This window comes from Streptomyces sp. P5F9 (assembly GCF_057961495.1).
This window is the reverse complement of the sequence record NZ_JBXVPZ010000100.1, coordinates 1-24,854: the sequence shown is the minus strand read 5'-3', so window position 1 is coordinate 24,854 and position 24,854 is coordinate 1. Positions and strand designations below refer to the sequence as shown.

The 24,854-nt window shown below is 68.2% G+C and carries 23 protein-coding genes and 1 pseudogene; 12 read left to right on the top strand and 12 right to left on the bottom strand.

The annotated features are described in order from the left end of the window. Positions 1–25 precede the first annotated feature (25 nt). Positions 26–319 (bottom strand): WXG100 family type VII secretion target, encoded by a 294-nt coding sequence (locus AC31A1_RS18540; RefSeq protein ID WP_489654358.1) that lies wholly within the window; start codon positions 317–319, stop codon positions 26–28. Between the two features lie 200 nt (positions 320–519). Here AC31A1_RS18540 and AC31A1_RS18535 point away from each other — a divergent pair, with 200 nt between their 5' ends. The 3 genes from AC31A1_RS18535 to AC31A1_RS18525 all read left to right on the top strand — a co-directional run bounded on the left by AC31A1_RS18535 (position 520) and on the right by AC31A1_RS18525 (position 4,495). Beyond that, positions 520–1,947 carry a hypothetical protein gene (locus tag AC31A1_RS18535; protein ID WP_489654357.1) on the top strand — a complete coding sequence of 476 codons (1,428 nt, stop codon included), beginning with the start codon at positions 520–522 and terminating at the stop codon, positions 1,945–1,947. Between the two features lie 53 nt (positions 1,948–2,000). Beyond that, positions 2,001–3,656, top strand: coding sequence for a long-chain fatty acid--CoA ligase (locus AC31A1_RS18530; RefSeq protein WP_489654356.1), 1,656 nt, complete (start codon positions 2,001–2,003; stop codon positions 3,654–3,656). 305 nt (positions 3,657–3,961) lie between these two features. Continuing rightward, on the top strand, positions 3,962–4,495 hold the full coding sequence (locus AC31A1_RS18525; RefSeq protein WP_489654355.1) for a sigma-70 family RNA polymerase sigma factor: 534 nt from the start codon (positions 3,962–3,964) through the stop codon (positions 4,493–4,495). A 27-nt stretch (positions 4,496–4,522) separates the two neighbouring features. On the opposite strand, the gene AC31A1_RS18520 is transcribed toward AC31A1_RS18525, so the two are convergent. From AC31A1_RS18520 to AC31A1_RS18510, 3 genes are all read right to left on the bottom strand, one after another. Continuing rightward, positions 4,523–5,770: a cytochrome P450 gene (locus tag AC31A1_RS18520; protein ID WP_489654354.1), complete on the bottom strand. Its 1,248-nt coding sequence runs from the start codon at positions 5,768–5,770 to the stop codon at positions 4,523–4,525. Positions 5,771–5,889: 119 nt separating this feature from the next. Beyond that, a complete protein-coding gene (locus AC31A1_RS18515; RefSeq protein ID WP_489654353.1) occupies positions 5,890–6,798 on the bottom strand; it encodes an SCO0930 family lipoprotein in 909 nt (302 codons plus the stop codon). A gap of 175 nt (positions 6,799–6,973) precedes the next feature. Continuing rightward, entirely contained in the window at positions 6,974–7,507 is a 534-nt protein-coding gene (locus AC31A1_RS18510; RefSeq protein ID WP_489654352.1) for a winged helix-turn-helix transcriptional regulator, read from the bottom strand. A 173-nt stretch (positions 7,508–7,680) separates the two neighbouring features. Here AC31A1_RS18510 and AC31A1_RS18505 point away from each other — a divergent pair, with 173 nt between their 5' ends. After that, the gene (locus AC31A1_RS18505) at positions 7,681–8,040 is read left to right on the top strand and encodes a nuclear transport factor 2 family protein (RefSeq protein WP_489654351.1); all 360 of its coding nucleotides are present in this window, start codon (positions 7,681–7,683) and stop codon (positions 8,038–8,040) included. A gap of 60 nt (positions 8,041–8,100) precedes the next feature. Beyond that, complete coding sequence (locus tag AC31A1_RS18500) at positions 8,101–8,943, top strand: SDR family NAD(P)-dependent oxidoreductase (protein ID WP_489654350.1); 843 nt, start codon at positions 8,101–8,103, stop codon at positions 8,941–8,943. Positions 8,944–8,991: 48 nt separating this feature from the next. Here AC31A1_RS18500 and AC31A1_RS18495 read toward each other — a convergent pair whose 3' ends face one another. Then, positions 8,992–9,936, bottom strand: a complete 945-nt coding sequence (locus AC31A1_RS18495) for a hypothetical protein (RefSeq protein WP_489654349.1) — start codon at positions 9,934–9,936, stop codon at positions 8,992–8,994. A gap of 442 nt (positions 9,937–10,378) precedes the next feature. After that, a complete protein-coding gene (locus tag AC31A1_RS18490) occupies positions 10,379–10,939 on the bottom strand; it encodes a TetR/AcrR family transcriptional regulator (RefSeq protein ID WP_489654348.1) in 561 nt (186 codons plus the stop codon). A gap of 95 nt (positions 10,940–11,034) precedes the next feature. Here AC31A1_RS18490 and AC31A1_RS18485 point away from each other — a divergent pair, with 95 nt between their 5' ends. Next, positions 11,035–11,778: an SDR family oxidoreductase gene (locus AC31A1_RS18485; RefSeq protein WP_489654347.1), complete on the top strand. Its 744-nt coding sequence runs from the start codon at positions 11,035–11,037 to the stop codon at positions 11,776–11,778. Positions 11,779–11,841: 63 nt separating this feature from the next. Here the strand turns inward: AC31A1_RS18485 and AC31A1_RS18480 are convergent, their stop codons facing one another. Beyond that, a complete protein-coding gene (locus AC31A1_RS18480; protein ID WP_489654346.1) occupies positions 11,842–12,741 on the bottom strand; it encodes a LysR family transcriptional regulator in 900 nt (299 codons plus the stop codon). A 29-nt stretch (positions 12,742–12,770) separates the two neighbouring features. Here AC31A1_RS18480 and AC31A1_RS18475 point away from each other — a divergent pair, with 29 nt between their 5' ends. The 5 genes and pseudogenes from AC31A1_RS18475 to AC31A1_RS18455 all read left to right on the top strand — a co-directional run bounded on the left by AC31A1_RS18475 (position 12,771) and on the right by AC31A1_RS18455 (position 18,787). Next, positions 12,771–13,562, top strand: a complete 792-nt coding sequence (locus AC31A1_RS18475) for an SDR family NAD(P)-dependent oxidoreductase (RefSeq protein WP_489654345.1) — start codon at positions 12,771–12,773, stop codon at positions 13,560–13,562. Then, the gene (locus tag AC31A1_RS18470; protein WP_489654344.1) at positions 13,559–14,503 is read left to right on the top strand and encodes an NAD(P)-dependent oxidoreductase; all 945 of its coding nucleotides are present in this window, start codon (positions 13,559–13,561) and stop codon (positions 14,501–14,503) included. The genes AC31A1_RS18475 and AC31A1_RS18470 overlap by 4 nt, the downstream gene beginning before the upstream one ends. 603 nt (positions 14,504–15,106) lie before the next feature. After that, on the top strand, positions 15,107–17,962 hold the full coding sequence (locus tag AC31A1_RS18465; protein WP_489654343.1) for an AfsR/SARP family transcriptional regulator: 2,856 nt from the start codon (positions 15,107–15,109) through the stop codon (positions 17,960–17,962). 85 nt (positions 17,963–18,047) lie between these two features. Next, positions 18,048–18,152, top strand: a pseudogene (locus AC31A1_RS18460) (IS5/IS1182 family transposase); the annotation flags it as partial. Positions 18,153–18,370: 218 nt separating this feature from the next. Beyond that, entirely contained in the window at positions 18,371–18,787 is a 417-nt protein-coding gene (locus AC31A1_RS18455) for a transposase family protein (RefSeq protein ID WP_489654342.1), read from the top strand. Between the two features lie 11 nt (positions 18,788–18,798). Here AC31A1_RS18455 and AC31A1_RS18450 read toward each other — a convergent pair whose 3' ends face one another. After that, positions 18,799–19,473 (bottom strand): DUF2637 domain-containing protein, encoded by a 675-nt coding sequence (locus AC31A1_RS18450; protein WP_489654341.1) that lies wholly within the window; start codon positions 19,471–19,473, stop codon positions 18,799–18,801. 265 nt (positions 19,474–19,738) lie between these two features. Between AC31A1_RS18450 and AC31A1_RS18445 the strand changes: the two genes are divergently transcribed. Further along, positions 19,739–20,446 carry a hypothetical protein gene (locus tag AC31A1_RS18445; protein WP_489654340.1) on the top strand — a complete coding sequence of 236 codons (708 nt, stop codon included), beginning with the start codon at positions 19,739–19,741 and terminating at the stop codon, positions 20,444–20,446. A 144-nt stretch (positions 20,447–20,590) separates the two neighbouring features. Here the strand turns inward: AC31A1_RS18445 and AC31A1_RS18440 are convergent, their stop codons facing one another. The 4 genes from AC31A1_RS18440 to AC31A1_RS18425 form a co-directional block, all read right to left on the bottom strand. Beyond that, complete coding sequence (locus tag AC31A1_RS18440) at positions 20,591–20,818, bottom strand: hypothetical protein (RefSeq protein WP_489654339.1); 228 nt, start codon at positions 20,816–20,818, stop codon at positions 20,591–20,593. A gap of 213 nt (positions 20,819–21,031) precedes the next feature. After that, positions 21,032–21,634, bottom strand: coding sequence for a lamin tail domain-containing protein (locus AC31A1_RS18435; protein ID WP_489654338.1), 603 nt, complete (start codon positions 21,632–21,634; stop codon positions 21,032–21,034). A 329-nt stretch (positions 21,635–21,963) separates the two neighbouring features. After that, on the bottom strand, positions 21,964–23,511 hold the full coding sequence (locus AC31A1_RS18430; RefSeq protein ID WP_489654337.1) for a glycoside hydrolase family 16 protein: 1,548 nt from the start codon (positions 23,509–23,511) through the stop codon (positions 21,964–21,966). Positions 23,512–23,784: 273 nt separating this feature from the next. Then, a partial coding sequence (locus AC31A1_RS18425) for a glycoside hydrolase family 18 protein (RefSeq protein WP_489654336.1) occupies positions 23,785–24,854 on the bottom strand: 1,070 nt, incomplete at its 5' end.

Sequence of the window (24,854 nt, the reverse complement as noted above, 5' to 3'; positions counted from 1 at the left end):
GTGGAGGGGCGGGGTGGTGAGGCGGTCAGTTCAGGTTGTTCCCGAGCGAGCTGTCCGTCTGGTCGAACGCGTCGCCGACCGACTTCACGTAGTTCCCGATGCCCTGGAGCGAGTCGTTCACCTGCTGGAAGCCCTTGGCGAACTCGTCGAAGAAGGGCGAGAACTTCTGCTGGGCGGCCGGCGTGCTGTACCCGTTGGACAGCAGGCTCTGGATCTTGTTCCTGACCTCGGAGAGCTTGTCCGTGAGCTGCGAGAAGTCACTCAGGAGGGCCTGTGAAGTGCTGGCCGTCTCATCGGAGTTGACGTTGAAATTGGGCATGACAGTGCTCCTTGTGCGTGTGGGATGGGGCCGCCGCGCCACGATCCGTGGACTTCCGACGGGCGCCGCTGAATACACGAGACCGGCCGACCGGAAGGTTCAGCCGTCGGCGAGCGAATGTGCGCGGGCTCGTCGAACCTTTCCGGCGGGCTGCCCCGTGTAGTCGGCACATGTCAACGCCGCAGAACCTAGGTGGACCAATGAGCAACAGCCCCGGATCCAGGGCCGGGAGCGGTGCGCGACCGGCCGCGACGCGCCGCCCGCATCACGCCCTCATAGCGCTGCTGATCGCGTGTCTCACCGGCCTCGGTGTGACCGCCACCGCGCTGGCCGCCGACGGAGACCTGGTCAAGGTGTTCGTGGTCCAGGACCCCGCCCGGACGGGCGGCACAGCGGTCACTCTCGGGGAGATCGCGAAAGCCACTCTGGGAGACGAGACACGGGCCGGTGACATCTTCACTCTCAACCGCGGCCTCGCGCAGAAGGACGGCGACAGCCTGGACAGCCCCGACGAGGCCCTGCATCCGGGCTGGATCCTGCGGCTGCCCGAAGACGCCTCGGGCCCTGACGTGCAACTCGCGCGCGACACCTCGCAAGGACAGAACTCAGGTTCCGGGGATCGGTCCCAGGGGTCGGCCGCGCCGACGGACAGCGGTTCGTCCACGGGGCAGAGCGCCGTGTTCGCCATCCCGCTGACCTCCGCCATCGCGGTCATCGGCGCGTTCGTCCTCGCCCTGGTGACCGCGGCCATCGTGAGCCGGCGCGGCATCAGGGCCTGGGCCGCCGCCCTCGGCCGCGCGGTGCGCCGACTGGGCGATCCCGCCCGGCGCCGACGCCGTCTCGCGGAACGGCGCTCCACCGGCCTCCGCTTCGCGACCGACGCCGACTCCGTACGACGGGCCTACGACACCCTCGCCGACTTCGCGGCCACGCCCCTGCGCCCTGCCGTACCCGTCCACGCCCTGCGGGTGGACGACACCGGCGCGCGGGCGTGGCTCGACACAGCCGAGGCCCCCGACCACACCTGGACCAACATCGACGGCCCGCTCTGGCAGCGCCCCGCTTCCGCCGCCGGCTGGCTGAACAGGCCCGAGGCCACGGCACTGGCGGACACGGGTGAGGCGCTCCTCGTCAGGGTCGGCACCGACGAGGACGACTGCCCGGTCTTCGTCGACCTCAGCCGCCTCGACGGCGTACTCAGCGTCACCGGGAACGCCTCGGTGGCCCGCGACGTCGTGCAGAACCTGCTGGCCGAGGTCGCCCGCAATCGGCCCGAGACCCCCGTCACCGTACTGGCCGGGGCGGACGGCTCACCGCTGCCCGTCGTACCGCAGGGACTGAACCAACTCACCCGTGTGGAGGCGCCCGTTGCGAGGACGGACACGGCGACGCCGGGCGCCGTCCGCTCCCCCGCGCACCGCCACCCCGTAGTCGGCCTGGTCGTGGTGGCCGGAACCCCGGGGCCACGCGAGACGGCGGAACTGGAGGCCCTCTGCGGGCAGGGGGGCGCGGGGTGGACGGGGCTGGTCTACGGGGACGCCACCGGCGCCCACTGGCAGTGGCACGTGGACGACGAGGGATGGGTGACGGTCCCTGTTCTGCCCCTCCGGCTGACCGTGCCGGCCTGACGCGGGCGCTGTATCAAGCCGCCCTTGCCCGACAACTCCATGGAGAGACAACGATGTTCAGCACCATGCAGGACGTGCCACTGACCGTGACACGCATCCTGAACCACGGAATGCGCCTGCACGGCACCTCTCACATCACCACGTGGACGGGCGGGGGCGAGCCGCAGCGCCGCTCGTTCGCCGAAGTCGGCTGCCGGGCCGTTCAGTTGGCGAATGCCCTGCGCGACGAGCTGGGTGTCCAGGGCGACGACCGGGTCGCGACGCTGATGTGGAACAACGCCGAGCACGTCGAGGCGTACTTCGCGATCCCGTCCATGGGCGCGGTCCTGCACACCCTCAACATCCGGCTGCCCGCGGAGCAGTTGGCGTGGATCGTCAACCACGCCTCAGACCGGGTGATCATCGTCGACGGCTCGCTGATCCCGCTGCTCGCTCCGCTGCTGCCCGAGCTGTCGACGGTCGAGCACGTCGTCGTCTCCGGACCGGGTGACCGCTCCCCGCTCGAAGGCGCCCACGCGCGCGTGCACGACTACGAGGAGCTGATCGCGGACAGGCCCAGGACCTTCGACTGGCCGGAGATCGACGAACGCCAGGCCGCCGCCATGTGCTACACCTCCGGCACCACCGGCGACCCCAAGGGCGTGGTGTACAGCCACCGTTCGGTCTACCTGCACTCCATGCAGGTCAACATGGCCCAGTCGATGGGCCTGACCGACCAGGACACGACGCTGATCGTCGTTCCCCAGTTCCATGTGAACGCCTGGGGACTACCGCATGCCATGTTTATGACCGGCGTGAACATGCTGATGCCGGACCGTTTCCTGCAGCCCGCCCCGCTCGCCGAGATGATCGAGTCCGAGCGTCCGACGCACGCGGCGGCTGTCCCGGCCATCTGGCAGGGCCTCCTCGCCGAACTGACCGCGAAGCCCCGCGACGTCTCGTCCCTCACCCAGGTCACCATCGGCGGCTCGGCCTGCCCGCCCGCCCTCATGGAGGCCTTCGACAAGCTGGGCATGCGCGTCTGCCATGCCTGGGACATGACGGAAACGTCCCCGCTGGGTACGGTCGCCCGCCCGCCGGCCGACGTGGTGGGCACGGAGCGGGAGTTCGGGTACCGGCTGACCCAGGGCCGTTTCCCGGCGTCCGTCGAGGCCCGACTCACCGGTCCCGGCGGCGAGCGCCTGCCCTGGGACGGCGAGTCGGCGGGCGAGCTGGAGGTGCGCGGCCCCTGGATCGCGGGCGCCTACTACAACGGCCCCGACGCCGAACCCCTGCGCCCCGCCGACAAGTTCAGCGAGGACGGCTGGCTGAAGACCGGTGACGTCGGCACCATTTCCCCCGACGGCTACCTCGCCCTCACAGACCGCGCCAAGGACGTCATCAAGTCCGGCGGCGAGTGGATCTCCTCCGTCGAACTGGAGAACGCCCTGATGTCCCACCCGGACGTCACCGAGGCCGCCGTGGTCGCCGTACCGGACGACAAGTGGGGCGAGCGTCCCCTGGCCACGGTCGTCCTCAAGGAGGGGGCCACCGCCGGCTTCGAGTCGCTGCGGGCCTTTCTCGCCGACGAGGGCCGCATCGCCAAGTGGCAGCTCCCGGAGCGCTGGACGGTCATCGCAGCGGTGCCGAAGACCAGCGTCGGCAAGTTCGACAAGAAGGTCCTGCGCAGGCGCTACGCCGACGGCGACCTGGACGTCACCAGGCTCTGACCGAGGCCCGGGGGGCCATCCGGTCCGGGGCGGTGTCCGTACGGCGATGAAGACCGCCGTACGGACACCGGGTCCCGCCCCCCTTTTACGGCTGTGGCCACGCAGCGGCTCACTGCGGACGGCTCCGGCCGAGGACCGGTCCCGTTGTCTCCTGGCACGAAGTCCCGTTTCCCCGTCACTTTTTCGGCACTGGCCCCTGCCTACTCTCGGCGCTCCTTGATCGAGAGCCGGACGGTTCCGAGGCCGGTCGGCCTCGCTCGCACCGAAACACCGCCGGCCCAGCGAAGAAGCAGGACCTTCACACCATGACGACGCTCGCGGCCATCGCCGAAACAGCGCCCTCTTCGACATCAGGCGAGGTGGACGACCTGATAGAGGAGCACAGGGCTGCGCTCCTCGCGTACGCGCGAAATTTACTGACGGACCATCATCTCGCCGAGGACATCGTCCAAGAGGCGTTCATCAAGGCCTGGCGCCACGCGGAACGCCTTCGCAGCCAGGGGGGATCCATGAGGGGATGGCTGCTCAAGGTGACCAGGAACCTGATCATCGACCGGATGCGAAGTGCTCAAGCCCGGCGCGAAACCCTCACCCACGACAGCCCCGACACGGCAGTGCCCGACCAGACCGAGTCGCTCCTGCTCTCCCGCGATGTGGTCTCTCTCCTGCGGGACCTGTCCCCGGAACACCAGGAAGCGCTCGTGCTCATATACATCTACGGGCGCACGGTGAACGAGGTGTCGCACATCCTGGGCATCCCGCCGGGCACCGTGAAGTCACGCCAGCACTACGCGCTGCGCGGCCTGCGCAAAATGCACGCGGGCTACTACTGGCCCTGATGCGGCTCACGCCGGTAGCCCGGGCTGTCACCAGCGGACCGGCAGCTCTTCCAGACCGCCTACCAGAATCCCTGACCGACGCTTCAACTGCTGTGCAGGTACCGCGAGTTCGAGTGTCGGAAGCCTTTTGAGCAGGGTGGTGAGAACGGTCCTCAGTTCGTTGCGGGCGAAGTCACGGCCCACACAGATCTGGGGACCGTATCCGAAGGTGAGATGGGGGTTCGGGGTGCGCCGCAGATCCATCCGGTCGGGGTCCGGGAAGACGGTCCCGTCGCGGTTGGCCGCGGCGATCTCGGCCATGACGGTGCAGCCGCGGGTGAGCGTGGTGCCGCCGAACTCCATGTCGGCGGAGAGGTAGCGCGGCAGTGCGAAGCCGTGGTTGGCGTCGAAACGCAGTGCTTCCTCCACCGCGGTGGGTACGAGCCCGGGGTCGGCCAGCAGTTCGCGCCAGCGGTCGCGATCGGCGAGCAGCATCGCGGTCATCTTGCCGATCATCTGGGAGGTGGTCTCGTGTCCGGCGACGAGCAGACCTATTCCCGCGCTCGCGAGTTCGGGCTCGTTGAAGCGTCCGTCGTCCGCGTCGACGATCGTGGTGAGTTCGCTGATGACGTCGTCGCCGGGGGTGGCGCGCCTGCTCTCGATGTGCGCGATCATGTAGGCGTAGAAATCGCCTCCGGCCTGGTCCATCTCGCTCTGCGTGTGGCGGGTGAGGCTGAGCAGTACCGTCGACCATCGCAGAATCTGGTCCTGGTCCTGGTGCGGGATGGCGAGGGCCTCGCAGATCACCCAGAGGGGCAGTGGCCTCGCGAGGGCACCGATCAGGTCGGCGGGTCCCGGGCGTGCGGTCATGGCGTCGATGAGCTCGTCGGCCTTCGCGGCGATACGGGGGCGCAGTTCGTCGAGCCGCCGCCCGGTCAGGGCGCGGGTGAGGACGGCGCGCCAGCGGGTGTGCTCGGACCGGTCGTCGCGGTCGGCGTCCGATATCCCCTCTCCGTCGGAATCGGGGTTGTAGAACAGTCCGCCGTCCTCGGAATCGCCCAGCCGGGCGGTGTCCTCCGCGGCCAGGTTCCGGCGGAACCTGCGGTCGGCGAACAGCTTGCGGACGTCTTCGTAGCGGGTCAGCAGCGCGGTCTCCTCACCGCCGGGTGTGCGGACCCACGCCACGGGGCACTTCTCGCGCAACCCGGCCCACTGGGCGGGCGGTTCGAGGGCGGCGGCGCCCACGAAGGGGTAGTCCTGCGGGTCTTCGTCACCGTGTCCGGCGGCCGAGGTCATGTCGTGGTCCTGCCTCTCTGGGCGTGGCGATTTCCATCACTGGTGATGTCCTCTGGAACGGATTCCCGGCCCGGAGGAAGGGGCTTCTGGGCGCTCCGTGCCTCTGTCCGCGCCAGGCGTCAGTACTGGCTCCGTCCGGCCGCGGGAACTGTCTTGCCCCGGTCGCTCCTGGGGATGTCGGCCTTGATCGCGAACCACACTCCGTTCACGCCCTGGCCGTTCGTGTCGCCGGGTTCCTTGTCCCCGTTGAAGGTGTAGGCGGGCCAGCAGTTGAACGATTCCTGCTCGGTTCCGCCCGGTGTGGTGAACGTGAAGAGGATCTCGGGGCTGAGACCCGCGGCCTCGGCCTCGGCAGCGGTGACGGGGGCGCTCGGCGTCCACTTCTGGAGGCACTTGGCATCGCAGGCGGTGGTCATCGGCCACGGGGTGTCCTTGGTGAAGAGGTAGAGCGTGCGTCCGTTCCTGTCCTGGAGGACCCGGCCCAGCTTCGGGCTGTCGAGGACGCCCAGAGCCGGCCTGGCGGCACCCGCTCTGGCTCCGTCCGGGGCCGCGGCGTACCACGCCTTCTGGTACCCCTGCCCCTTGGTGTCGCCCGGTTCGTCCTTCGCGTAGGTGTAGAGCGGCTTCCCCGCGAGGGTCAGCTGCTTCGATCCGTCCACCCGGGTGATCGAGCCCAGAAGGTCCTGGTCGACGCCTTTGCCCGATGGGGCGGCGTCGGCGGAGACGGGCCGCATCGTCTTGGCGCACTGCGCGACGCAGTTCGACTTGCCCGGAGTCGCCTCGTCCTTGTCGGAGACGTAGAGGGTCTTTCCGCTCCCGTCGACCACCACGGAGTCCAGTTCGTCGTCGACCCGTACGGACACCGTCGTAGGAGTGGCTGCTTTGGCCTCCCCTTTCGGAACGTTCGAGGAGGGAGTGCTGGTCGGGATCAGGCTGACCTGCTGTGTCCTGCTCGGCTGGGTCTTCTCCGCGGTGCCGCACGCGGACAGGAGGAAGGAAAGTGCCACTGCCCCCGCTGCAATCCGCATGCCTTGTTCAAGCCTGGTCACGACAGTCCTCACGCTCAGTGCTCCCACTTCCGACGTGACAGCATCGCCATACACACGGTGCGGGCATACCGAAGCGTTCGACGTACGACGTACTCGGCGGTGAGGAGGCCCGGTTCGTGGGCCGGGTCGGGGTCGAGGCGGGGAGGCGGCGCGGTTACCTCGCGCCGGACTCGGACTCGGCGCCTCGCGACCGCCGCTGCCGGTCCAGTTCGTCATAGCGGGCCCGCATTCCCTCGCCGGCGGCCGGCCCGGCAGTGAACACGTAGGCATCGCTGTCGTCGAGGGGCTTCCCGGTGCGGGCGTCGACCACGACGGGCTCGACCTCCTGGCCGGTCTCGGCGTCGACAAGGATCATGGACCGGTCCGACGGGTTGAGGTGCCGGTTGCCCCAGGCAGCCAGAGCGACGATCACGGGTCGCAGGGAGTGTCCCCGCTCGGTGAGGACGTACTCATGGCGGACCGGGTTCGTCCGGTAGGGCCGGCGTTCCAACAGGCCATCGGCGACCAGGGTCTTCAGGCGGGCGGTGAGCATGCTGGTGGAAATGCCGAGGCTCTGCTGGAACTGATCGAAGCGCGTATAGCCGTCGAAGGCGTCGTGAAGGATCAGCAGCGTCCACCACTCGCCGACATGCTGCGCCGTGGTCGACAGCGGACACGCGCGATCCTCCAGTCGGATCCTGCTCGGCATTGCACCCTCCGGAGTTACTGCTAAAGTCGAAGCAACTTGCTTCTATTTTAGCAGCAACCAAGGGTGTCCATCGGGCCCCGGCTAGCAGGACCGCCCCGGACATCACCGGCCGGCGTCCGCACCTGGGCGGGCGCGCCCGAGCCACCACCATCCAGCGCACATGCGAGGCAGACATGACCGATCACCACGACCCTGTCGATGTCGCGGACCTGCCGGAGGTCGTCCGACGCTATCTGCGGGCCCACGACGCGCGGGACGGTGCCGCTGCCGCGGCCGTTCTCGCGCCCGAGGCCACCGTTACGGACGACGGTCGCACCTACGAGGGGCCGGCCGCCATCGGGCGCTGGCTGGAGCAGGCCGCCTCCGAGTACACCTACACCACCACTCCGGTCGGGGCAGAGCGCCACGATCCCGACGGATACACCGTCGTCCAGCACCTCGAAGGCGATTTCCCCGGCGGGGAGGTCGATCTGCGCTACCGCTTCGAGCTCGACGCGCACGGACGGATCAGCCGGCTCGTCATCGCCCCCTGACGGCCGCCGACCGGTCACGGAACCCACCGATCCGCCTCCCTCCCCAGATCACGAGGAAGCATGAAGACCTGGTTCATCACCGGCGGGACCCCGGACGGTTTCGGCCCTGCCTACGCCGATCTCGCCCTGGAGCGCGGCGACAACGTCGTACTCACCGCCCGCCGCCCGCAGTTGCTCGACACCTGGGCAAGTCCACACGGGGAGCGGACACTTGTCCTGCCCCTGGACGTCACCGACGCCCAGCAGATCCGTACGGCCGTCCGCGCCGCCGAGGAGCGCTTCGGCGGCATCGACGTCCTCGTCAACAACGCCGGCCGGGGCTGGTACGGCTCCGTCGAAGGCACTGCCGACGCCGATGCCAGACGGTCCTTCGAGCTGAACTTCTTCTCCGTCACCGAGGTTCTGCGCGCCGTCCTCCCCGGCATGCGAGCCCGTGGCAGCGGATGGATCATCAACATGTCCTCCGTCGCCGGTCTGCGGGGCGTGCCCGGTTTCGGCTACTACAGCGCCGCGAAGTTCGCCGTCGAGGGCCTCACCGAGGTGCTGCGGCGCGAAGTGACCCCGTTCGGCATCAAGGTGCTGGCCGTCGAGCCCGGCGCCTTCCGTACCCGCGCGTATTCCGGCTTCACCGACGAGCCCGTGTCCGAGACGGTCGACGCCTATCTGCCGCTCGTCCGGTCCGTGCGCGCCTCCATGATCGAGCAGGACGGCCGGCAGCCGGGCGACCCCTACCGAGGGGTGCGGGCCGTGCTGAACGCGATGGATCAGGACGAGCCGCCTCACCGGCTCGTCCTGGGCACGGCCGGCTACGACGCCGTACGCGGCCAACTGGCAGGCATGATCGAGGAGTTGCGCACCTACGAGGCCGCCTCGCGCAGCGCGGACTTCCCTCCCGCGTCGTAAGGAGGTCGTAGGGAGTAGGAGGCGTTGTGGGTCGCCCCCTCTCCGGCGCTATTCCTCGGTATTCGGTTCTCGATCGGGGAACGCACGCAGCCTCACCTGTGGTGACCGGTAGTCGGCGAGCCACCGCATCCGGCGGTCGTCCGCCACGAGCCCGGCGCGCGCGGTCCGGGACCACTCCTCCCGGTCGAGCACCTCCAGATACGTCACCCGGAGCGTTTCCTGCTGCGCCGCGGTGCAGCCCGCGGCCTCGGGCGACGTCGTCGCCAGGTGCTGAGCGAGGACCGCGATCGTGAAGTAGCGCTCGATGCTCGGGCCGAGCGACCCCACATGGCGGGCATGAGCTTCCAGAACCACGCCCGAATGAGGGTAATGAGCAAGCGTCAGTCCCATCCCCTCGCAGCCGCTCATGACGTGCAGGAGCCGCCCGACGTGATCGACCATCTCGTCGTCGGTGTCCAGATCTGCGAGCGCTTCGTGGAGTCCGGCGACCGTGGCGACCTTCCCGGCGAAGTATCCGTTGAGGAAGTCGCCGTCGCAGGCCCGGCGAAGCAGCCATCCTCGGGCAGCCGGGTCGTCGAGTCTGCAGAGCGCGTCGACTACGTAGACGCGTCCCCAGCCCGTCACGCGCTCGGCAAGCCAGAGCAGAGCCTCGACGCCTCCTGGCCGCGTCTCGAAGGCGTGCACCGCCAGTGGCCCGAACTGATGGGAGAGCAGCCCGATCGTCTGGATCAGCGGTATGTCGGCAGCCGTTCCCACCGCAGCCAGCAGGGCGAGCCCGACGGTGACCGAGCATCGGTCGGTCCCGTGTCGGACGAGCCAGCGACCCGTTCGGCGAACGCGTTCTGGGCCGGCCCGCTCAGCCGCCGCGGCGATGTACTCGTTGTGGCGAGTCGGAACGTGGACGTCGTGGAACGCATCGGCCAGTTCCCTGGGAAGGGCGGAGGCCAGCGCAAAGTGCGCGTCCAGGATGAGCGCCGCGTCTTTCCCGGCCAAGGACCGGTCAACGGGCGCTTTCGGGCCACGCCGACGGCGATGCGACCCCTCGTCGGGAGACGGCTCCCCGTTGCGCGCAAGCGGCTCCCCGGGAGTCAGCCGATGCAGCCGGAGCGCGTGGTCGAACAGTGTCGTCAGTGATCCGGGCGGTCCGGGCAGTCCTGGCCCGGATGTCTCGCTCATCGGCGGACGGAGGACTCGATTCTCTTGATCATGGCCCGGAGCATCCCATCACGGCCGCCACCGCACCAGACCCTCGACGCGACCACTTCGGACGCGTGCGCACCTCGGTGAACTTCCCGTCCATCTCAGCCCGCCCACGAGCCGGAAACTCCACCGGCACGAGCCGGACCGTGACCCACCCGGTGGCGGAGTTGCCGCCTCCGCCCTTTCAGGGACTTTGGGGGGTTCGCATCAGGATGCCCTCGGAGGTCTGCTGCCCTCACCTGTCCGCGTCCTGGCGGCGGAGGCCGTCGAGGATGACGTTCATCAGAGGCCGTGCCGTTGATTCCCACTCACCCCGGTCCACTCGACCGAGGTAGGCGATGAGCAGGAGGACGCCGCGGGCGTCCACGTCCATGCGGAGGGAACCGGCCGCTTTCCCGGCGTCCAGGAGATGGCCGAGGGCGTCTTCGATGGGGTTGTGGCTGTCGGCGACGAGGTCTTGCCACGCGGCCGGCTCCAGCGCTGCCAGGACGCCGTACTTGATCTCGGCGTAGTCGATCACCCGGTCGAGCCAGTGCCGCAGGGCTTCCACGGGCTCGTGTTCCGCCAGCAGCGCGGGGGCGGCGGTCACGAGCTCCTCGACGTCGCGCCGGTAGACCTCGGCGAGGAGCGCCTCGCGGTTGGGAAAGTTCCGGTAGAGGGTTCCCTGTCCCACTCCGGCGCGCTTGGCGATCTCGTTGAGGTGGACGTGGTGGGACTCGGCGAGGGCCGCGCGGGCGGCCTCGACGATGCGGATCCGGTTCTGGGCCGCGTCCTGACGGCGTGCCGGCGCACTCATGGGCCTCTCCTCATGTTCCGCTGCCGACAAGTGGACACGTGTCCGGTAAGCTGAGTCACACAGCGGACACGTGTCCACTTTACTTGGAGGCAGCAGTGCTCTCTCTTCACGGCAAGACCGTCGCCATCACCGGAGCGAGCGGTGGCATCGGCGAGGCCACGGCCCGTCTGCTCGCCGGGCGCGGCGCCGCGGTCGTCCTGGCGGCCCGCCGCGGCGAGCGCATCGACGCGATAGCGCAGGACATCCGGGAGGAGGGGGGCCGGGCCGCCGCGTGCGTCGTGGACGTCACCAAGGCCGAGGACCTACGGCGCCTGGTCTCCACCACAGTCGATCAGTACGGCCGGATCGACGTACTGGTGAACAATGCCGGCATCGCTCCCAACAGCCCGCTGGCCGATCTCGACACCGAAGGCTGGTCAGCCATGATCGACGTCAACCTTCGCGGTATGCTCAACGCCGTCGCCGCCGCGTTGCCCGTCTTCCACGAGCAAGGTTCGGGCCACCTGGTCAGCATCGTCTCCGTGGCCGGCCTGTCCGGCGGGACTCCCTCGATGGCCGTCTACGCCGCGACCAAGAATGCGGTGCGCACCGTCCACGAAGGCCTGCGCAGGGAGTCCACCGACGGGGTGGTGCGCACGACCGCCATTTCCCCGGGATACGTCCGCACCGATCTCGCCGACTCCATGACCGACCCCCGCATCCGCGATGAGACGCGCGAGAACATGGACGCGATGGGCATTTCTCCGGCGGCGATCGCCCGCGCGGTGGCCTTCGCCATCGAGCAGCCCGGCGACGTCGAGATCGGCGAGATCAACGTTCGCCCCACCGTCCAGGCGTGACGCTTGCCGTCGCTGGTCGATGAGGACGGCCACCAACCGCTCGGGAGGGGCCGGCAAGCCTGTTCAGAACGTCCCGTCGTCGCGCGTGTAGTTGGGGCTGAGTTTCAGCAGGGCGGCGACGGCGGAACTCGGTTGGCGTCCCGCGCGGACCGCGAACGACAGGTCGAGCGAAGGTACGGGACCGGACACCGGTTTGACGACCACCCCGGCCGTACCCACCGGCTCGTAGCGGGGTACGACGGCTGCGCCGCCGATGGCCCGTACATACGACGCGGCCGAGGCGATGTCCGTGATCTCGACGGACACCCGGCGCGTGATGCCCAGTTCACCAAAGGCCCGGTCCATGGCGGCGCGTGACCCGAAGCCGCTGGCCCCGGAGACGAAGTTCTCGTGAGCGAGGTCCCTCAGCGCGACGCGTTCCTGTCGGGCCAGCGGATGCTCGGACGGCAGGATCACCACGTACGGGATCGTCGCGAACTGCCGCAGGTCCAGGTCGTGCGCCTCGGAGGCGGGCAGGGCCACGACGCCGACGTCGAGGCGGCCGCGTCGCACGTCCTCGGCGATGCCGCCCGCTCCGGATCCGGAGACCTGGATCTGTATGTCCACCAGGGGATGGCGTTGACGGAAGGCCCCTACCAGGCGTGGCAGGTCGAGAGCCGTGATGCGGGTCATCGTGCCGATGCGCAGGCTGCCCCGCAGGGTTCTCGACGCCTCGCCGACCACCTCCCTCGCACGCTCCGCGGCCGCGACGACCGCCTTGGCCTCGGGCAGAAACGCCTCGCCCGCCGCGGACAGCGCCACCGTCCTGGTCGACCGGTCCAGGAGCGAGACCCGCAGCTCCTCCTCCAGGGCGCGGACGGCTGCCGACACGGTCGACTGAGCAGCGAAAAGGCGTGCCGCGGCGCGCGTGAAGCTCAGCTCCTCGGCCACGGTGATGAAATAGCGCAACTGCCGAAATTCCACCCGCCAATTATCGGATTCTTCGATAACACATGTCAATGTTTTTCGTTGGACTCGATATACGTTCTGCGCCAAGCTCTTACCGACAGCAACTCCCGCTGCCCTACGAAGGGAAGGTCATGAGCAAGCAGGTTCTGATCGTCGGAGGTACATCCGGCATCGGCCACGAGCTGGCGGCGGCCTACGCCCGGCAGGGCGCCTCCGTGATCATCGCCGGCCGCGACAGCACGCGCGCAGAGAAGGTGGCCGCGGAACTCAACTCCGAGACGGCCACCACACAGGTGCGGGGCATCGCAGCCGATCTCTCCCAGCCCGAGATCCTCAAGGAGGCGCTGAGCGGCATCGAGCACGTCGACGCGATCGTTCTCGCCGGCATGCGGCGCGACAACAACACGATCGCCGGCTACGACATCGCCGGGGCAACGGAGTTGGCCATCTCGAAGATCGTCGGCTACACCACGGTCGTCCACACCCTGCGCTCGCGCATCTCCCCCACCGGCTCGGTGCTGCTGTTCGGCGGCCTGGCCAAGGACGTGCCCTACCCCGGCTCCACCACGGTCACCACCGTGAACGCCGGAGTCACAGGCCTGGTGGCCACGCTGGCCAAGGAACTCGCGCCGGTCCGCGTCAACGGCATCCACCCCGGCATGGTCGGCGACAGCCCCTACTGGGCCGGCAACCGGCCGGCCGTAGAAGCGGCACGCGCACGGATCCTCACCGGTGTCGTCCCCACCATGCGCGACATCGTCGAGGGCTCCCTGTTCCTGCTGGAGAACCCGGCCGCGAACGGCGTCAACCTCGACCTCAACGGCGGCCACGCATGACCGACGCCCTGCCCACACTGGCCGTGATCGGCATCGGCCGCATCAGCCACCCCATGGTGGTCCGCCTGCGCCGGGCAGGGCACAGCGTCACCGTGACCAACCGCACCCCCGCACGCGCCCTCGACGTCGCGGCCGAGACGGGCGCGTGCGTGGCCGGCACCCCGCGCGAGGCGGCCTCCTGCGCCGACATCGTCATCGTCTCCCTGACCGACGACACGGCAGTGGGCGAGGTCTACGACGGGCCCGACGGCATCCTCGCCGGCCTGCGCCCGGGAGCAGTTGTCCTGGAGACCAGCACCATCGCTCCGCAGACGGCACGGGCCCTCGCACCCCGAGTCCTCGAACGCGGCGCCACTCTCCTCGACGCCCCGATGTCCGGCTCCGTCGAACTCGCCACCCGCGGCGAACTCACCTTCCTGATCGGCGGCCCCAAAGAGGCACTCGACCGCGTCCGTCCCGTCATGGACGTCCTGGCCACCCGCATCCTCCACTTCGGGGAGTCGGGCAACGGCAACATCATGAAGCTGGCGATCAACTCCCTGCTCCTGTCGCTGGCGAGAGCACTGGCCGAAGCACTCGTCCTCGCGGAACGCGCCGGCATCGACCGCGCCGACGCCTACGACGCCTTCACCCAGAGCCCCGCCGCCGCCCCCTACGTGCTCTACAACCGCGACAACTTCGTACGGTCACACGACGCGGCCATCCACATGACCCTGTCCCTGGTCGCCAAGGACCTGACACTGATCGACGCCCTGGCAGCTTCCGTGGGAGCACCCATGGCCCAACTCGACTCCAACCACAAGCTCATCGACCAGGCCATGGACGCAGGACTGGGACACCGCGACGGCGTCTCCGCGCTGGCCGAACTCCTACGGCACAACGCCACAGCCCAAGCAGAGCAGCAGCCGGAGCACACGACCCGACCGCCCGGCTCTCCATGACCCACTGAACACCAGGAGCCCGAAACGCCCGCCTTCGCGAGCTGCCGGGTCGCATGCCTCACCCAGTCACCGCGTTCGCGCGAGTCGGCCCCGTCGTCCGAGTGACCGTACTCGACCGGCGGTCCGGATGGCGGGCGGCCGTGCCCGCACCCATCCGAAACCGCCCGAGGCAACCGACCGGACGGCTGCTGCGCACCACCCCTCGGGATAATCCCCCTCGCCAGGGCGTGTTGCCGCCGCAGTCCGCGGTGTCGCTCCCTGGCGGGCCCCAAGTGCCCTACGGTGCAAGGGTGTTGGCCTCTTGGCCGGTCTGCACGCTCAGCCTGTGGCTGGACGCCCCGGCAGACGTGCATGCCGCCTCGCCGACGCGACACACACCGCGGCGAACGGCCCGACCAGCGAGCGCATACGGAAACCCCGTCGCCGCGCTGGTCACCAGCCAGGGAACTGCCACACAGGCACATCCGCATTCCGTGACAGCCGCGGCGCCGGCGTCTGCCCGCTACGCCTTCAGCGGCGTCCGCGCCCGCGCGATTCATACCGGCAACACCATGATCTTCCACCAACGCCCGACTCCCTTCGCCGCACTCGGGAGGTGCGAAAATGAAGCCAGAATCGGCGCCCGCGACGGAGAACGCGCTGCGCTTTTCCATCCTGGGGCCCCTGAGAGCCTGGCATCGGGAATCAGAGCTGCACCTCGGACCTCCCAAACAGCAAGGCGTGTTGGCCTTGCTGCTGATTCAGGCAGGGCAACCCGTGCCGCTGCACCACCTGATCGATGCCTTGTGGGGCGAGGACCCTCCCGAGCGAGCAGTCAACGTGGTGCACCGCCATGTCGGCGCCTTACGGAAGCTGCTTGAGCCCGGTCTCACCCAGAGAAGCAAGGCTCAGGTACTCGTGCGGGCCGCTGGCGGGTACCGGCTGAACCTCGGAGAGGAGGCCTCGGATCTCCTGCGGTTTCGGAAACTGCGCGACGCGGGCCACGAAGCCGCCGACGGCGGCCGGCCCGAGGAGGCCGCAGACCTGCTCCTCACGGCACTTTCACTGTGGCACGGCCCGACGGCGGCCGGCCTGCCCCACGATCTGCGCTCGCACACCGTCTTCGCCGCGGTCGACGCGGAGTACTTCCGCGCCGCTCGGGCCGCCGCGGAGGCATCCCTCGCCACCGGACGTACCAGGGCCGCCCTTCCACTCCTGCGGCGGGCCGCTCAAGGCGATCCCCTCAACGAATTCCTGCAGGCCTGTTTCGTCCGTGTCCTGGGGGCTGAGGGACATACCGCCCAAGCCCTGGAACACTACCGAAACGTCCGCTCACGGCTGGCCAGCGAGCTGGGAGTCGACCCGGGCCCCGAACTGCGCGCCGCGCAAGCCGACGTGCTGCGCAGCACGGGCGCCGCCCCTACCTGGGACCCGCCCCCGCACACCCCGGCGGCCGCAGCATCCGGGCGGAGCTGGCCTACGGTCCGACCGGCCCAACTCCCGGCGACCCTGCACGTGTTCACCGGCCGGCGTGAAGAGATGGAGCACCTGGACTCGCTTCTGCCAGTCGGCACTCATACGGCTGTCGCCATCGGCGGGGCTCCCGGCGTCGGGAAAACCACGCTCGCCCTGCACTGGGCCCACCGTAATTCCCACCGGTTCCCGGACGGCCAGCTGTACCTCAACCTGCGCGGCTACGATCCCGCAGGAAACCCCCTCACCCCCTCCATGGCGATCTGCTATTTCCTGGAATCACTCGGCATACCGAGCGAACGCATTCCTTCACATCTCGACAGCCAGATCGCACTCTATCGAAGCATTCTTGCGCAACGCCGCTGCCTGATCATTCTCGACAACGCACGAAACGCGGAGCAGGTACGCCCGCTCTTTCCCGGTAATCCGGACTGCTTCACCGTCATCACCAGCCGCGAGGAAATGAGCGGTCTGGCGGCATCCGCGGCAGCAAGTCTCCTGAACGTGAGCATACTCACCACGACGGAATCGTTCGATTTCCTTTCCAGAAGACTCGGAAAAGCACGTGTCGAGCGAGAACGCAACGCAGCCCTCGCAATCGGGGCACACTGCGGCAGACTGCCCCTCGCCCTCGCTATTGTCTGCGCGCGCGCCGGCAGCCGGCCGACCATTCCACTGTCGGACATCGCAGCCGAACTCGAAGCAAGCCGCGACAGCCTCCGCGCGTTCACACTGAGCGGCGAGGGCGACCCTGTCACGGATACCCGATCCGTCTTCTCCTGGTCATTCCGCACACTCACAAAACAGGCTGCCGATGCATTCATACGCCTGTGCCTGAGCCCCGCACACAGCGTATCGATCCACGCTGCGGCAAGCCTGACCGGACTCACCACGAAAAGCACACGACGAGTGATGTCCGAGCTCCACCGAGCCAACCTTTGGACCGAATACAGGACCGGGCAATACAGCACGCACGATCTCCTCAAGGTATTCAGTCAAGAACTGGCCCGTAGTGATTCCAGCGAAACCCTCAAGGCCGCGCGGCGGCGGCTCTACGACCACTACCTCCATACGGCGCACAACGCATCCAGTGCCATAAATACACACCGGGAACACTCTGCGCTCGCCGCCGCCGCGCCTGGAACGCACGTGATTTCCTTCACCAGCACCGCATACGCGGCCGGGTGGCTCCATCAGGAGATGCCTGCCCTGCAGGCCATCGTCCTCCATCACGCCCGCTACATCGCAGGCGCGCAGGCATGGCGCTTGGCGGCTGTCCTTGAGCTGATCTTCGATCGCAGCGGCCGGCGTCAGGAGCAGATCGCCATTCAGAGTTCCGCGCTTTCCGCCGCCCAACGGGCTGGTGACACCCAGGGGCAAGCACATATGCACAGATCCCTCGGTTTCGCACTCGGCCGAACCGGCGACCATTCTGCTGCCGAAACCCACCTACGTGAAGCACTGAAGATATTCTCAGGCGCCGACGACCTGCTCGGGGCAGCGCTGACCAAGCGCTACCAGGCGTTTCTCAGCAACATCAAGAAACAGCATCACGAAGCCCTGGCACAATATGAAGCCGCCTCATCCCTGTACCGGAGCGCCAGTTACGAGATCGGGCTGGCTTCCGTAACCAATGAGGTCGGCTGGACTCATATCCTCCTTCAAGACTTCGAAGGCGCGGCAGAATACTGCCGCCACGCCATTGGCATCGCCCACAAGGTCGGCAATCGAAATATCGAGGCAGCGTCATGGGACAGCCTTGGCGTCGCCTACCACCACCTCGGGCGACACTCAGACGCACTTGAGGCACTCAACCGGGCACTGATCCTCTATCGAGAACTCAACGACGCATACCTGATCGCCGACACACTCGTACACATCGGCGACGTACACTCACCCAGCTCCCCGCACGAGGCCCGTCAGTCGTGGACCGACGCGCTGAAAATACTCGACTCACTCGGCCACCCCGAAGGTGACCTGCTCCGGGAGCGAATCAGCAAGAAGTGAGACGACTCCTAACACTGCACCGAAGCGCGGCCGTTTATGCGCGGGTGAGATCACGCGGCATGGGCTCATGCCACAGGCGCGAAAATCGGACCCAGCGCGGGGCCTGCTCAAGGCGCTGGGCGAGATCGATCCCGGCCACGTTCTGCTCGACGGCACGCTCGCGGAGTGCGACCGGGGCAGCGATGGCCGAACCGGCTGACAGCCACCACGCCAACCACAGCCGACCGCGACCCAGCACACCCACACCTCAACAGGCAGCGATCACGGAGAGTCGTCACGTTCCGTGAAGGGGCTGTTCGATACCAGACCGTGAGCCGGGGTACACCCGCCGTGATCCACCGGGCATGACGCTCCGTCACATCCCGGTGAGACGGGCTGAACCGCCCCGTCGGCGTCGACACCCAGGACATGAACCACGACGAAATCCCCTGGCAGGACGCCCTGCTCAAGGACTTCGAGGTACTGGTCACGGCGGTGCACAGCGCGTGCGGAATGGTGGTGGGACTGAGCAGCCGCCGCGACGCGGGCTCGTGTCCGGCCTGTGGCCGGGCATCGGCCCGTGTGCCTGACCGCTACGAGCGCCGTCTGCAGGATCTCCCAGTGGCCGGGCACGCCGTGCGGATCATTCTGTCGGTGAGGCGATTCGTCTGTGCTGACGACCCCAGCCCCCAGCGCACATTTGTCGAGCAGATACCGGATTTGACCAGCCCGTACGCCCGGTACACCGATCGACATCGACCATCGGCTACTGCACCTCTTGGCCGCGGGCCCTGCGAGAAAACCCCTCCAAACGGGTGCAATCGGAGGTTGTCAAAGCAGTCCTGAAGCGTCGCCACTCACTCTCGTACGCCACCATTGCGGCTCGCCCGCACCAAAGCCACCAACTGCCTCGACCGGTCCGCACCGATCCGAAGCTCCTTACGCAACGACTCAGCCGAGACCGGACGCCGGTGCCGATCCTGGTGCCGGGCATCGACCTGCCGGGCACGCTCCAACAGAGGATCCCCAAGAATTCGATCACCAACCCCGTCGACCTCGGCTCCCTCCCCGAGACGATGCACCGCATCCACCTGCACAGCCGGCCGGTGCGCCAACAACTCCACCGACAACAACAACGCGACCGGCGGCCACCCCGCCACCAGCACCGGCTTCCACGCCAGCACAGGCGCCGCCGCAATATTCGCAGCCAGAGACACCACGATCCCCAACAGAAAAGCCAGCCACACCACATACCGCCCCCGGCGGCCACCACCCGGCGACGGCTTCAGCAGGCCAACCGTCGCGAGCAGCAACAACCCGTCTACCGACAGGGGCCACAAGGACGCGCTCACCTCATCCGCACCACCCTGCAGGGCGAACTCCCGCTGATGCACGTACGACGCATACGCCGCCACCCCCGCGACCACCAACGCACAGCCCTGCCGCAACCACGCATCGAGATCGGACGGGTCACTTTCTGCCACCCGGTGCGGCTCCCGGCTCGGGACAAACTCGGCATCCGAGGTGTTCATCGCACTCCCGCACCCCACACCGCAGGACGGAACCGCCCCTCCACCACCAGCCGCCCCACAAGAAATCGCTGGTCAGCCCCGCAACCATCTGTGAATAGTCCCCCCGGGGGCACCTTGGATTTGGTGCCTAAAGACCCCGCCGTCAGCGCGTCAGCCGAGGACGGGTTCTTCGCGTTTGTTCAGGCGGATGCGGTCCGTGGTGGTCGCATGGCAGGGTCTGTGGACGAGGCGTGGGCAGGATCTTGAGGGAGTGCCGCGAGTCGGGGTGATCAACGCGCCGTTGTCAGACGTCGGCCGCAGGCAGGGGATGGACGGGTTGGGGGATCTCGTGGATGTGACCACGCTTGCCGTCGCGCTCATCAGTGTCGGAGGGACATTGGGCGGAACTCTGGGCGGGACGCTGCTCAGCCAGCGTGCCAACCGGGAGCAGAACCGGCGTGCTGATCGTGAGCGGGAGCAGGAGCGTCACGAGCATGCGATACAGACCCGGCGAGATCTCTACGCCCGCCTGAACACCACCGCTCGCGCTTACCGGGTCGCTGCGCGAGACGCCGTAGAAGCCTCCCAACGCGGTGAGAGCATCGACCCAACTCTTCTCGACGCTGCAAAGGAAGCTTGGGCCGACGAGTATTCGCAGGCTCAGATGGCGCTGACGAGGGACGTCCTGGACGTGGCCTCGGCTCTCAACAGGGCGCTTGGAGTCGGGTATTCGGTCGTCAAGCAGTTGCCCAGCAGCCCCGACCTCAACGGTGCTTATCAGCGGGCGAAGACATGGTTCAGTGAGCCGTTGTCGGACGGCGTGTATCTGCTGCGGGTCACACTGCGGCACGACCTCGGCGTCGAGACCGAACCTCACTTCGAGCAGACCCGGACGCAGATGCTCGCCACGCTCGACGGTGCGCGCGACAACCTCGCGCGCCTCCTCGCCGTAGAGCGGGCCCAGACCGTCGGGCGGGTTGCCGGTACTCAGTAGGCATGCGGAGCAGTGAAGTGGTTCGGGAATCCCGTTGCTCGCGCCGCCTGTCGAATCGTCCGCCTCCTTGCCTCTACAGCCGGGCCACCGGCAGCGGCAGCCCAACAAGCCGGCCGGCCAGTCCACTTGGCTCCGCGGTCTCCGCTACTTGTCCGCCCGATACAACTTGATGTCCTTGTTCACGAACAGGTGGACGTAGCCGCAGCGCCAGCAGATCAGGCCGGTGGCGTTCTCGTCGGCCCAGGCCAGTTTCATGAATTCCATGCCGGTGCTGTTGAGCAGGACGCCGCGTTCCCGGAACAGATCTCCTTGGCAGATCTGGCACTTGAGCCAGATGTCTCCCAGTGCTGCGCGTACCGGCTTCTTCGCCATCGTGTGAAAGCCCCCGTCCCCGCCGTGTGGTCGGGACGAGGCTACCCACCTGGGCCGTTGGCGCGGAGGGGTGGGCAGAGCCGCCGTGTTCGCGCCTCTCCGGCGCAGACGTGAGCGGCGCGCCGCCCCTGGATGGGACAGCGCGCCGCAGATGTCACGTCACCGCTCGGACGTCATGGCGGCGTGCCGTCATGGCGTCGTGGTGCGAGTGGTTCAGTGGTGGCCGCCACCCCCGTGGCCTCCGCCGCCGTTGTGGCCTCCGCCGCCGTTGTGACCGCCATCGCCGTTGTGGCCTCCGCCGTTGTGACCGCCACCGCCGTGGCCGCCCCCGTGGCCGCCATCGTGGTTGCCCCAGGACGTGTCGTCGACGAGGCGGCGGTGGTCGTTGCGGAGGGTGGCGGTGTCGGAGTGGTTGTCCCAGGTGTAGTTGTGGCGGTCCTGGTAGAGGTCGCGGTCGGTGTCGCGGCCGACACCGGTGTGGACGCGGACGGTGGCGTGGCCGTCCAGGCGGTAGTGGTGGAAGGTGTAGGTCTGGCCGTCCTTGTTCGAGAGCTTCCAGCCGTCGAGGTTGACGCTGCGGCGGTCGTGGTTGGTGATCTCCACCCACTCGTTGTTCAGCGAACGGGCGGAGCGGTCCTCCGGTCCCGGAGAGTCGTACTGCACGCGGCTGATCTCCACGTTCGTCCGGGCCGCGTGGTGGTCGGCAGCGGTCGCCGGCAGTGCCGCCGCGCCGACGAGAGCGCCGGCAGCCAGAGCGGCTGCGGCCAGACGGCGGACGGACACGGAAGGTGAAGAGGTCACGGGTTCCCCCAGCATGGTGCGGGCACCTCCCGGGATACGGCTACGGCCGGATCCCGGGCTGTGCGGTGTGCGGGTGGCGGCCTGTTGGCCGCACACCCACACCTTCTCCACCGGATGGTCGAGATATGAGCGATACGTGAATCGTGTTACGAGTCGGTCGTGTTTCCGTGACTGTCGCCTGTACCGTCCATTTATGTACGTGATGCACCAGGTTGACGCCCCGGCGAGCCGACGGGACTTGCGGGCACTGGGCCGGGTTCCGTGTTCGCCAGGGTGCGCCACCCCGGGCCCGTCGGGAGCGTCACCCGAAAGTGAGTAACGACGGGCCTCCCACCTGCACGTTGTTACTGGTAGTAACAGTACTTCGCCGTTCCTGATGCCGGGTCACCGAACACCGTGTTGGTGCACGGGGTGCCGCCCGAGAAACTGCCGTAGAAGTACTGGCCGTTCGCCCCGTACGCCACCTCGTGGGTGCCGGAGAAGGAGCAGGTTCCGTTCTCCGCCGCGCATGTCGTCCAGGTCGCGAACGTCGGGGGCGGCGATACGACGTAGCAAGTCTTCGCCGTGCCTGAGATCGGGTCGCCGAAGACCGCGTTGGTGCACGGGGTACCGGCCGGCAGCGTGGCGTAGCGGTACGAACCGGCGGCGCCGTACGCGACCGTCATCACGCCGGAGAACGAGCAGGTGTTGTTCTCGGACGCGCACGGGGACCAGATGTTGGTTGCCGGGGGTGCCGCTTCGGCGTAGCAGGACTTCACCACTCCGGAGGACGGGTCGCCAAAGACCGCCGTGGTGCAGGGAGTTGAGCCGGTCGCCGTCGTGTAGCTGAAGCGGCCGTTCGCGCCGAAGGCCACTGCCGACGTGCCGTTGAGCGCGCAGGTGCCGTTCTCCGCGGCGCATTGGGGCCAAGTGCCGGGCAGGGCTTGGGTGGTGGAGCCTGTGGCGCTTCCCGTTGTGGTGTACGCCGCTACGTAGTCGACGCTCAGGGTGCCGCCCGATGTCGTCGAGCCGGACGGCGTTGTGCAGCCGCATGCCGCGTTCGGGAACGTGCCGCCCATCGCCAGGTCCAGGATGATCGACTGGTTGTGGTCGAAGGCCGCCTGCCAGGTGGCGGTGCCCACTTGAGCCTCGGAGACCGAGTAGTAGGCGCTGCCGTCCAGGTAGAACGTGATGGTCTCCGCCGACGTGTTGGTGCGGTCGAGGATCATCGCGTACGTGTGGAAACCGCTCTGGCAGCCGGAACAGGCGCGCAGGCCGCTGCTGATTCCGGTGCCCTCGTTGCAGGGTCCGCCCGGGGAGGTGCCGCAGTGGATCGTGCCGGCCACGTCGGAGAGGGCGTTGACGTCCTCCATGATGTCGATCTCGCCGTTCTCCGGCCACTGGCCCGGACCCAGCATCCAGAACGCCGGCCAGTAGCCCAACCCGCTTGAGGGGCTGGGCTGTTGGATGGACGCGGCGACCTCCAGCTTGCCGCCGGCCGGTGCGCCCACGTTCGCCGTCGGGGTCTGGATACGCCCCGAGGTCCACGAACTGCCGGAGCCCAGGGCGGTGATGTCCAGGTTGCCGTTGCCGTCGAGGTGGGTGTTGGTGGTGGAGTCGGTCATCGTCTCGATCTCACCGGTCCCGAAGCTGGAGCCCGGGCCGGTGTCGAACTTCCAGTTGGCCGACGAAGGGGCCGATCCCGCCGAGCCGTTGAAGTCGTCGGTGAAGACGGTGGACCAGCCGGAGGGGGCTCCGGGGGCGGCGGCCAGCGCGGGCTGGGTGGTCGTGGTGCCGTAGAGCAGGGCGACCATCGGGGCCAGGGTCGCCAGCCAGACCAGGCATCTCGACCTCGACCTCCACCTATGTCCGGTGGTGTGCGCGGCCTTTTCTCTCAACTTCGATCTGAACATCGTCCGGCCTTCCTCATGAGGAGTGCAGTACTGGACGTAACAGGACTTGCTCGTTCCGGAGATCGGGTCTCCGAAGACCGTGTTCGTGCACGGGATGCCGCTCGTGTAACTGCCGTAGGAGTACTGGCCGTTGGCTCCGTGGAGTAGGAGTAGTCCGGGTACGCGGCCGGGTTCGACGCGCCGGGCGCGGCGGTGCGGGGAGGGGGAACCCTGCGGCCAGTGGGTTGAAACGTTCAATCCGCCCGGCCCGGAGGAGCCAGACCCGCTCACGAGTTACTGCACGTAGCAGGACTTCGCCGTACCCGACACCGGGTCACCGAAGACCGCATTGCTGCATCCTGTGGACCCGGAGATGGACCGGTACACGTACCGTCCGGCCGCGCCGTACGCCACCTCGTGGGTGCCGGAGAAGGTGCAAGTGCCGTCTTCCGCCGCGCAGTTGGTCCAGGTGGCGAAGGACGGGGGTGCGCCGATCAGGTAGCAGGACTTGGCGGTGTTGGCGGCCGGGTCGCCGAACACGGCGTTGGTGCACGCCGTACCGCCGGGCAGCGTCGCGTAGTTGAAGGAACTGCCCGCGCCGTAGGCCACCGTCATCACGCCGGAGAAGGTGCAGGTGCCGCTCTCGGCGGCGCAGGAGGTCCAGATGTTGGTCGCGGGCGGGGCGGCCTGGCCGTAGCAGGATTTGGCGGTGCCGGAGATCGGGTCGCCGAAGACCGTGTTCGTGCAGGGCGTGGAGCCGGTCTCTGTCGCGTAGTTGAACCTGCCGCTCGCGCCGTAGGCGACGGCCGTCGTGCCGCTGACCGCGCAGGTGCCGTTCTCGCTCGCGCACTGGGCCCAAGTCCCGGGCAGGGCCTGCACAGTTGAGCCGGTTCCCCCGCCACCGCTGCTGCTGCCGGAGGTGAACGCCTGGAAGATGCGGGCGAAGTCACCGGAGTTCTGGCTGACGCCGCTGCACGTGCTCTGGGCCGAAGTCGAGCCCGCGCAGCCGCCGTTGTCGCGGTTCTGCGACCAGTACGACGTGAGCGCGATCCCCCGTGAGGCGTCGAAGGCCTCTACGCTCCGGGCGTTGTCGAGGGTGAAGACCTCGCCGGCGCTGTCGTTCTGGCCGATCATCGGGGTGTTGCCGAGCTTGGCGTAGGCGGCGGACGTGGAGATGCCGAAGGCGCTCGCGACTTGGCCGGCCGCCGCGTCCACGGACGTGTTGGCCGCGTTGCCCATGTCGGTGCCCGAGGAGCCGTAGTCCATGGTCATCAGGTTGACGACATCCGGGGTGAAGCCGTTGGAGCGGGCGTTGTTCAACACGTTCACGCCGTCGCCCGAGAGGCCGCTGGGGAGGGCGGGGA

Bases quoted from the DNA above. Each gene is read 5' to 3' on its own strand.
- AC31A1_RS18455 (WP_489654342.1), top strand. From the start codon at position 18,371: ATGAACCACGACGAAATCCCCTGGCAGGACGCCCTGCTCAAGGACTTC.
- AC31A1_RS18435 (WP_489654338.1), bottom strand. From the start codon at position 21,634: ATGCTGGGGGAACCCGTGACCTCTTCACCTTCCGTGTCCGTCCGCCGT.
- AC31A1_RS18500 (WP_489654350.1), top strand. From the start codon at position 8,101: ATGAAGACCTGGTTCATCACCGGCGGGACCCCGGACGGTTTCGGCCCT.
- AC31A1_RS18475 (WP_489654345.1), top strand. From the start codon at position 12,771: ATGTCAATGTTTTTCGTTGGACTCGATATACGTTCTGCGCCAAGCTCT.
- AC31A1_RS18525 (WP_489654355.1), top strand. From the start codon at position 3,962: ATGACGACGCTCGCGGCCATCGCCGAAACAGCGCCCTCTTCGACATCA.
- AC31A1_RS18515 (WP_489654353.1), bottom strand. From the start codon at position 6,798: ATGCGGATTGCAGCGGGGGCAGTGGCACTTTCCTTCCTCCTGTCCGCG.
- AC31A1_RS18430 (WP_489654337.1), bottom strand. From the start codon at position 23,511: ATGTTCAGATCGAAGTTGAGAGAAAAGGCCGCGCACACCACCGGACAT.
- AC31A1_RS18535 (WP_489654357.1), top strand. From the start codon at position 520: ATGAGCAACAGCCCCGGATCCAGGGCCGGGAGCGGTGCGCGACCGGCC.
- AC31A1_RS18520 (WP_489654354.1), bottom strand. From the start codon at position 5,770: ATGACCTCGGCCGCCGGACACGGTGACGAAGACCCGCAGGACTACCCC.
- AC31A1_RS18440 (WP_489654339.1), bottom strand. From the start codon at position 20,818: ATGGCGAAGAAGCCGGTACGCGCAGCACTGGGAGACATCTGGCTCAAG.
- AC31A1_RS18490 (WP_489654348.1), bottom strand. From the start codon at position 10,939: ATGAGTGCGCCGGCACGCCGTCAGGACGCGGCCCAGAACCGGATCCGC.
- AC31A1_RS18530 (WP_489654356.1), top strand. From the start codon at position 2,001: ATGTTCAGCACCATGCAGGACGTGCCACTGACCGTGACACGCATCCTG.
- AC31A1_RS18505 (WP_489654351.1), top strand. From the start codon at position 7,681: ATGACCGATCACCACGACCCTGTCGATGTCGCGGACCTGCCGGAGGTC.
- AC31A1_RS18470 (WP_489654344.1), top strand. From the start codon at position 13,559: ATGACCGACGCCCTGCCCACACTGGCCGTGATCGGCATCGGCCGCATC.
- AC31A1_RS18510 (WP_489654352.1), bottom strand. From the start codon at position 7,507: ATGCCGAGCAGGATCCGACTGGAGGATCGCGCGTGTCCGCTGTCGACC.
- AC31A1_RS18465 (WP_489654343.1), top strand. From the start codon at position 15,107: ATGAAGCCAGAATCGGCGCCCGCGACGGAGAACGCGCTGCGCTTTTCC.
- AC31A1_RS18540 (WP_489654358.1), bottom strand. From the start codon at position 319: ATGCCCAATTTCAACGTCAACTCCGATGAGACGGCCAGCACTTCACAG.
- AC31A1_RS18450 (WP_489654341.1), bottom strand. From the start codon at position 19,473: ATGAACACCTCGGATGCCGAGTTTGTCCCGAGCCGGGAGCCGCACCGG.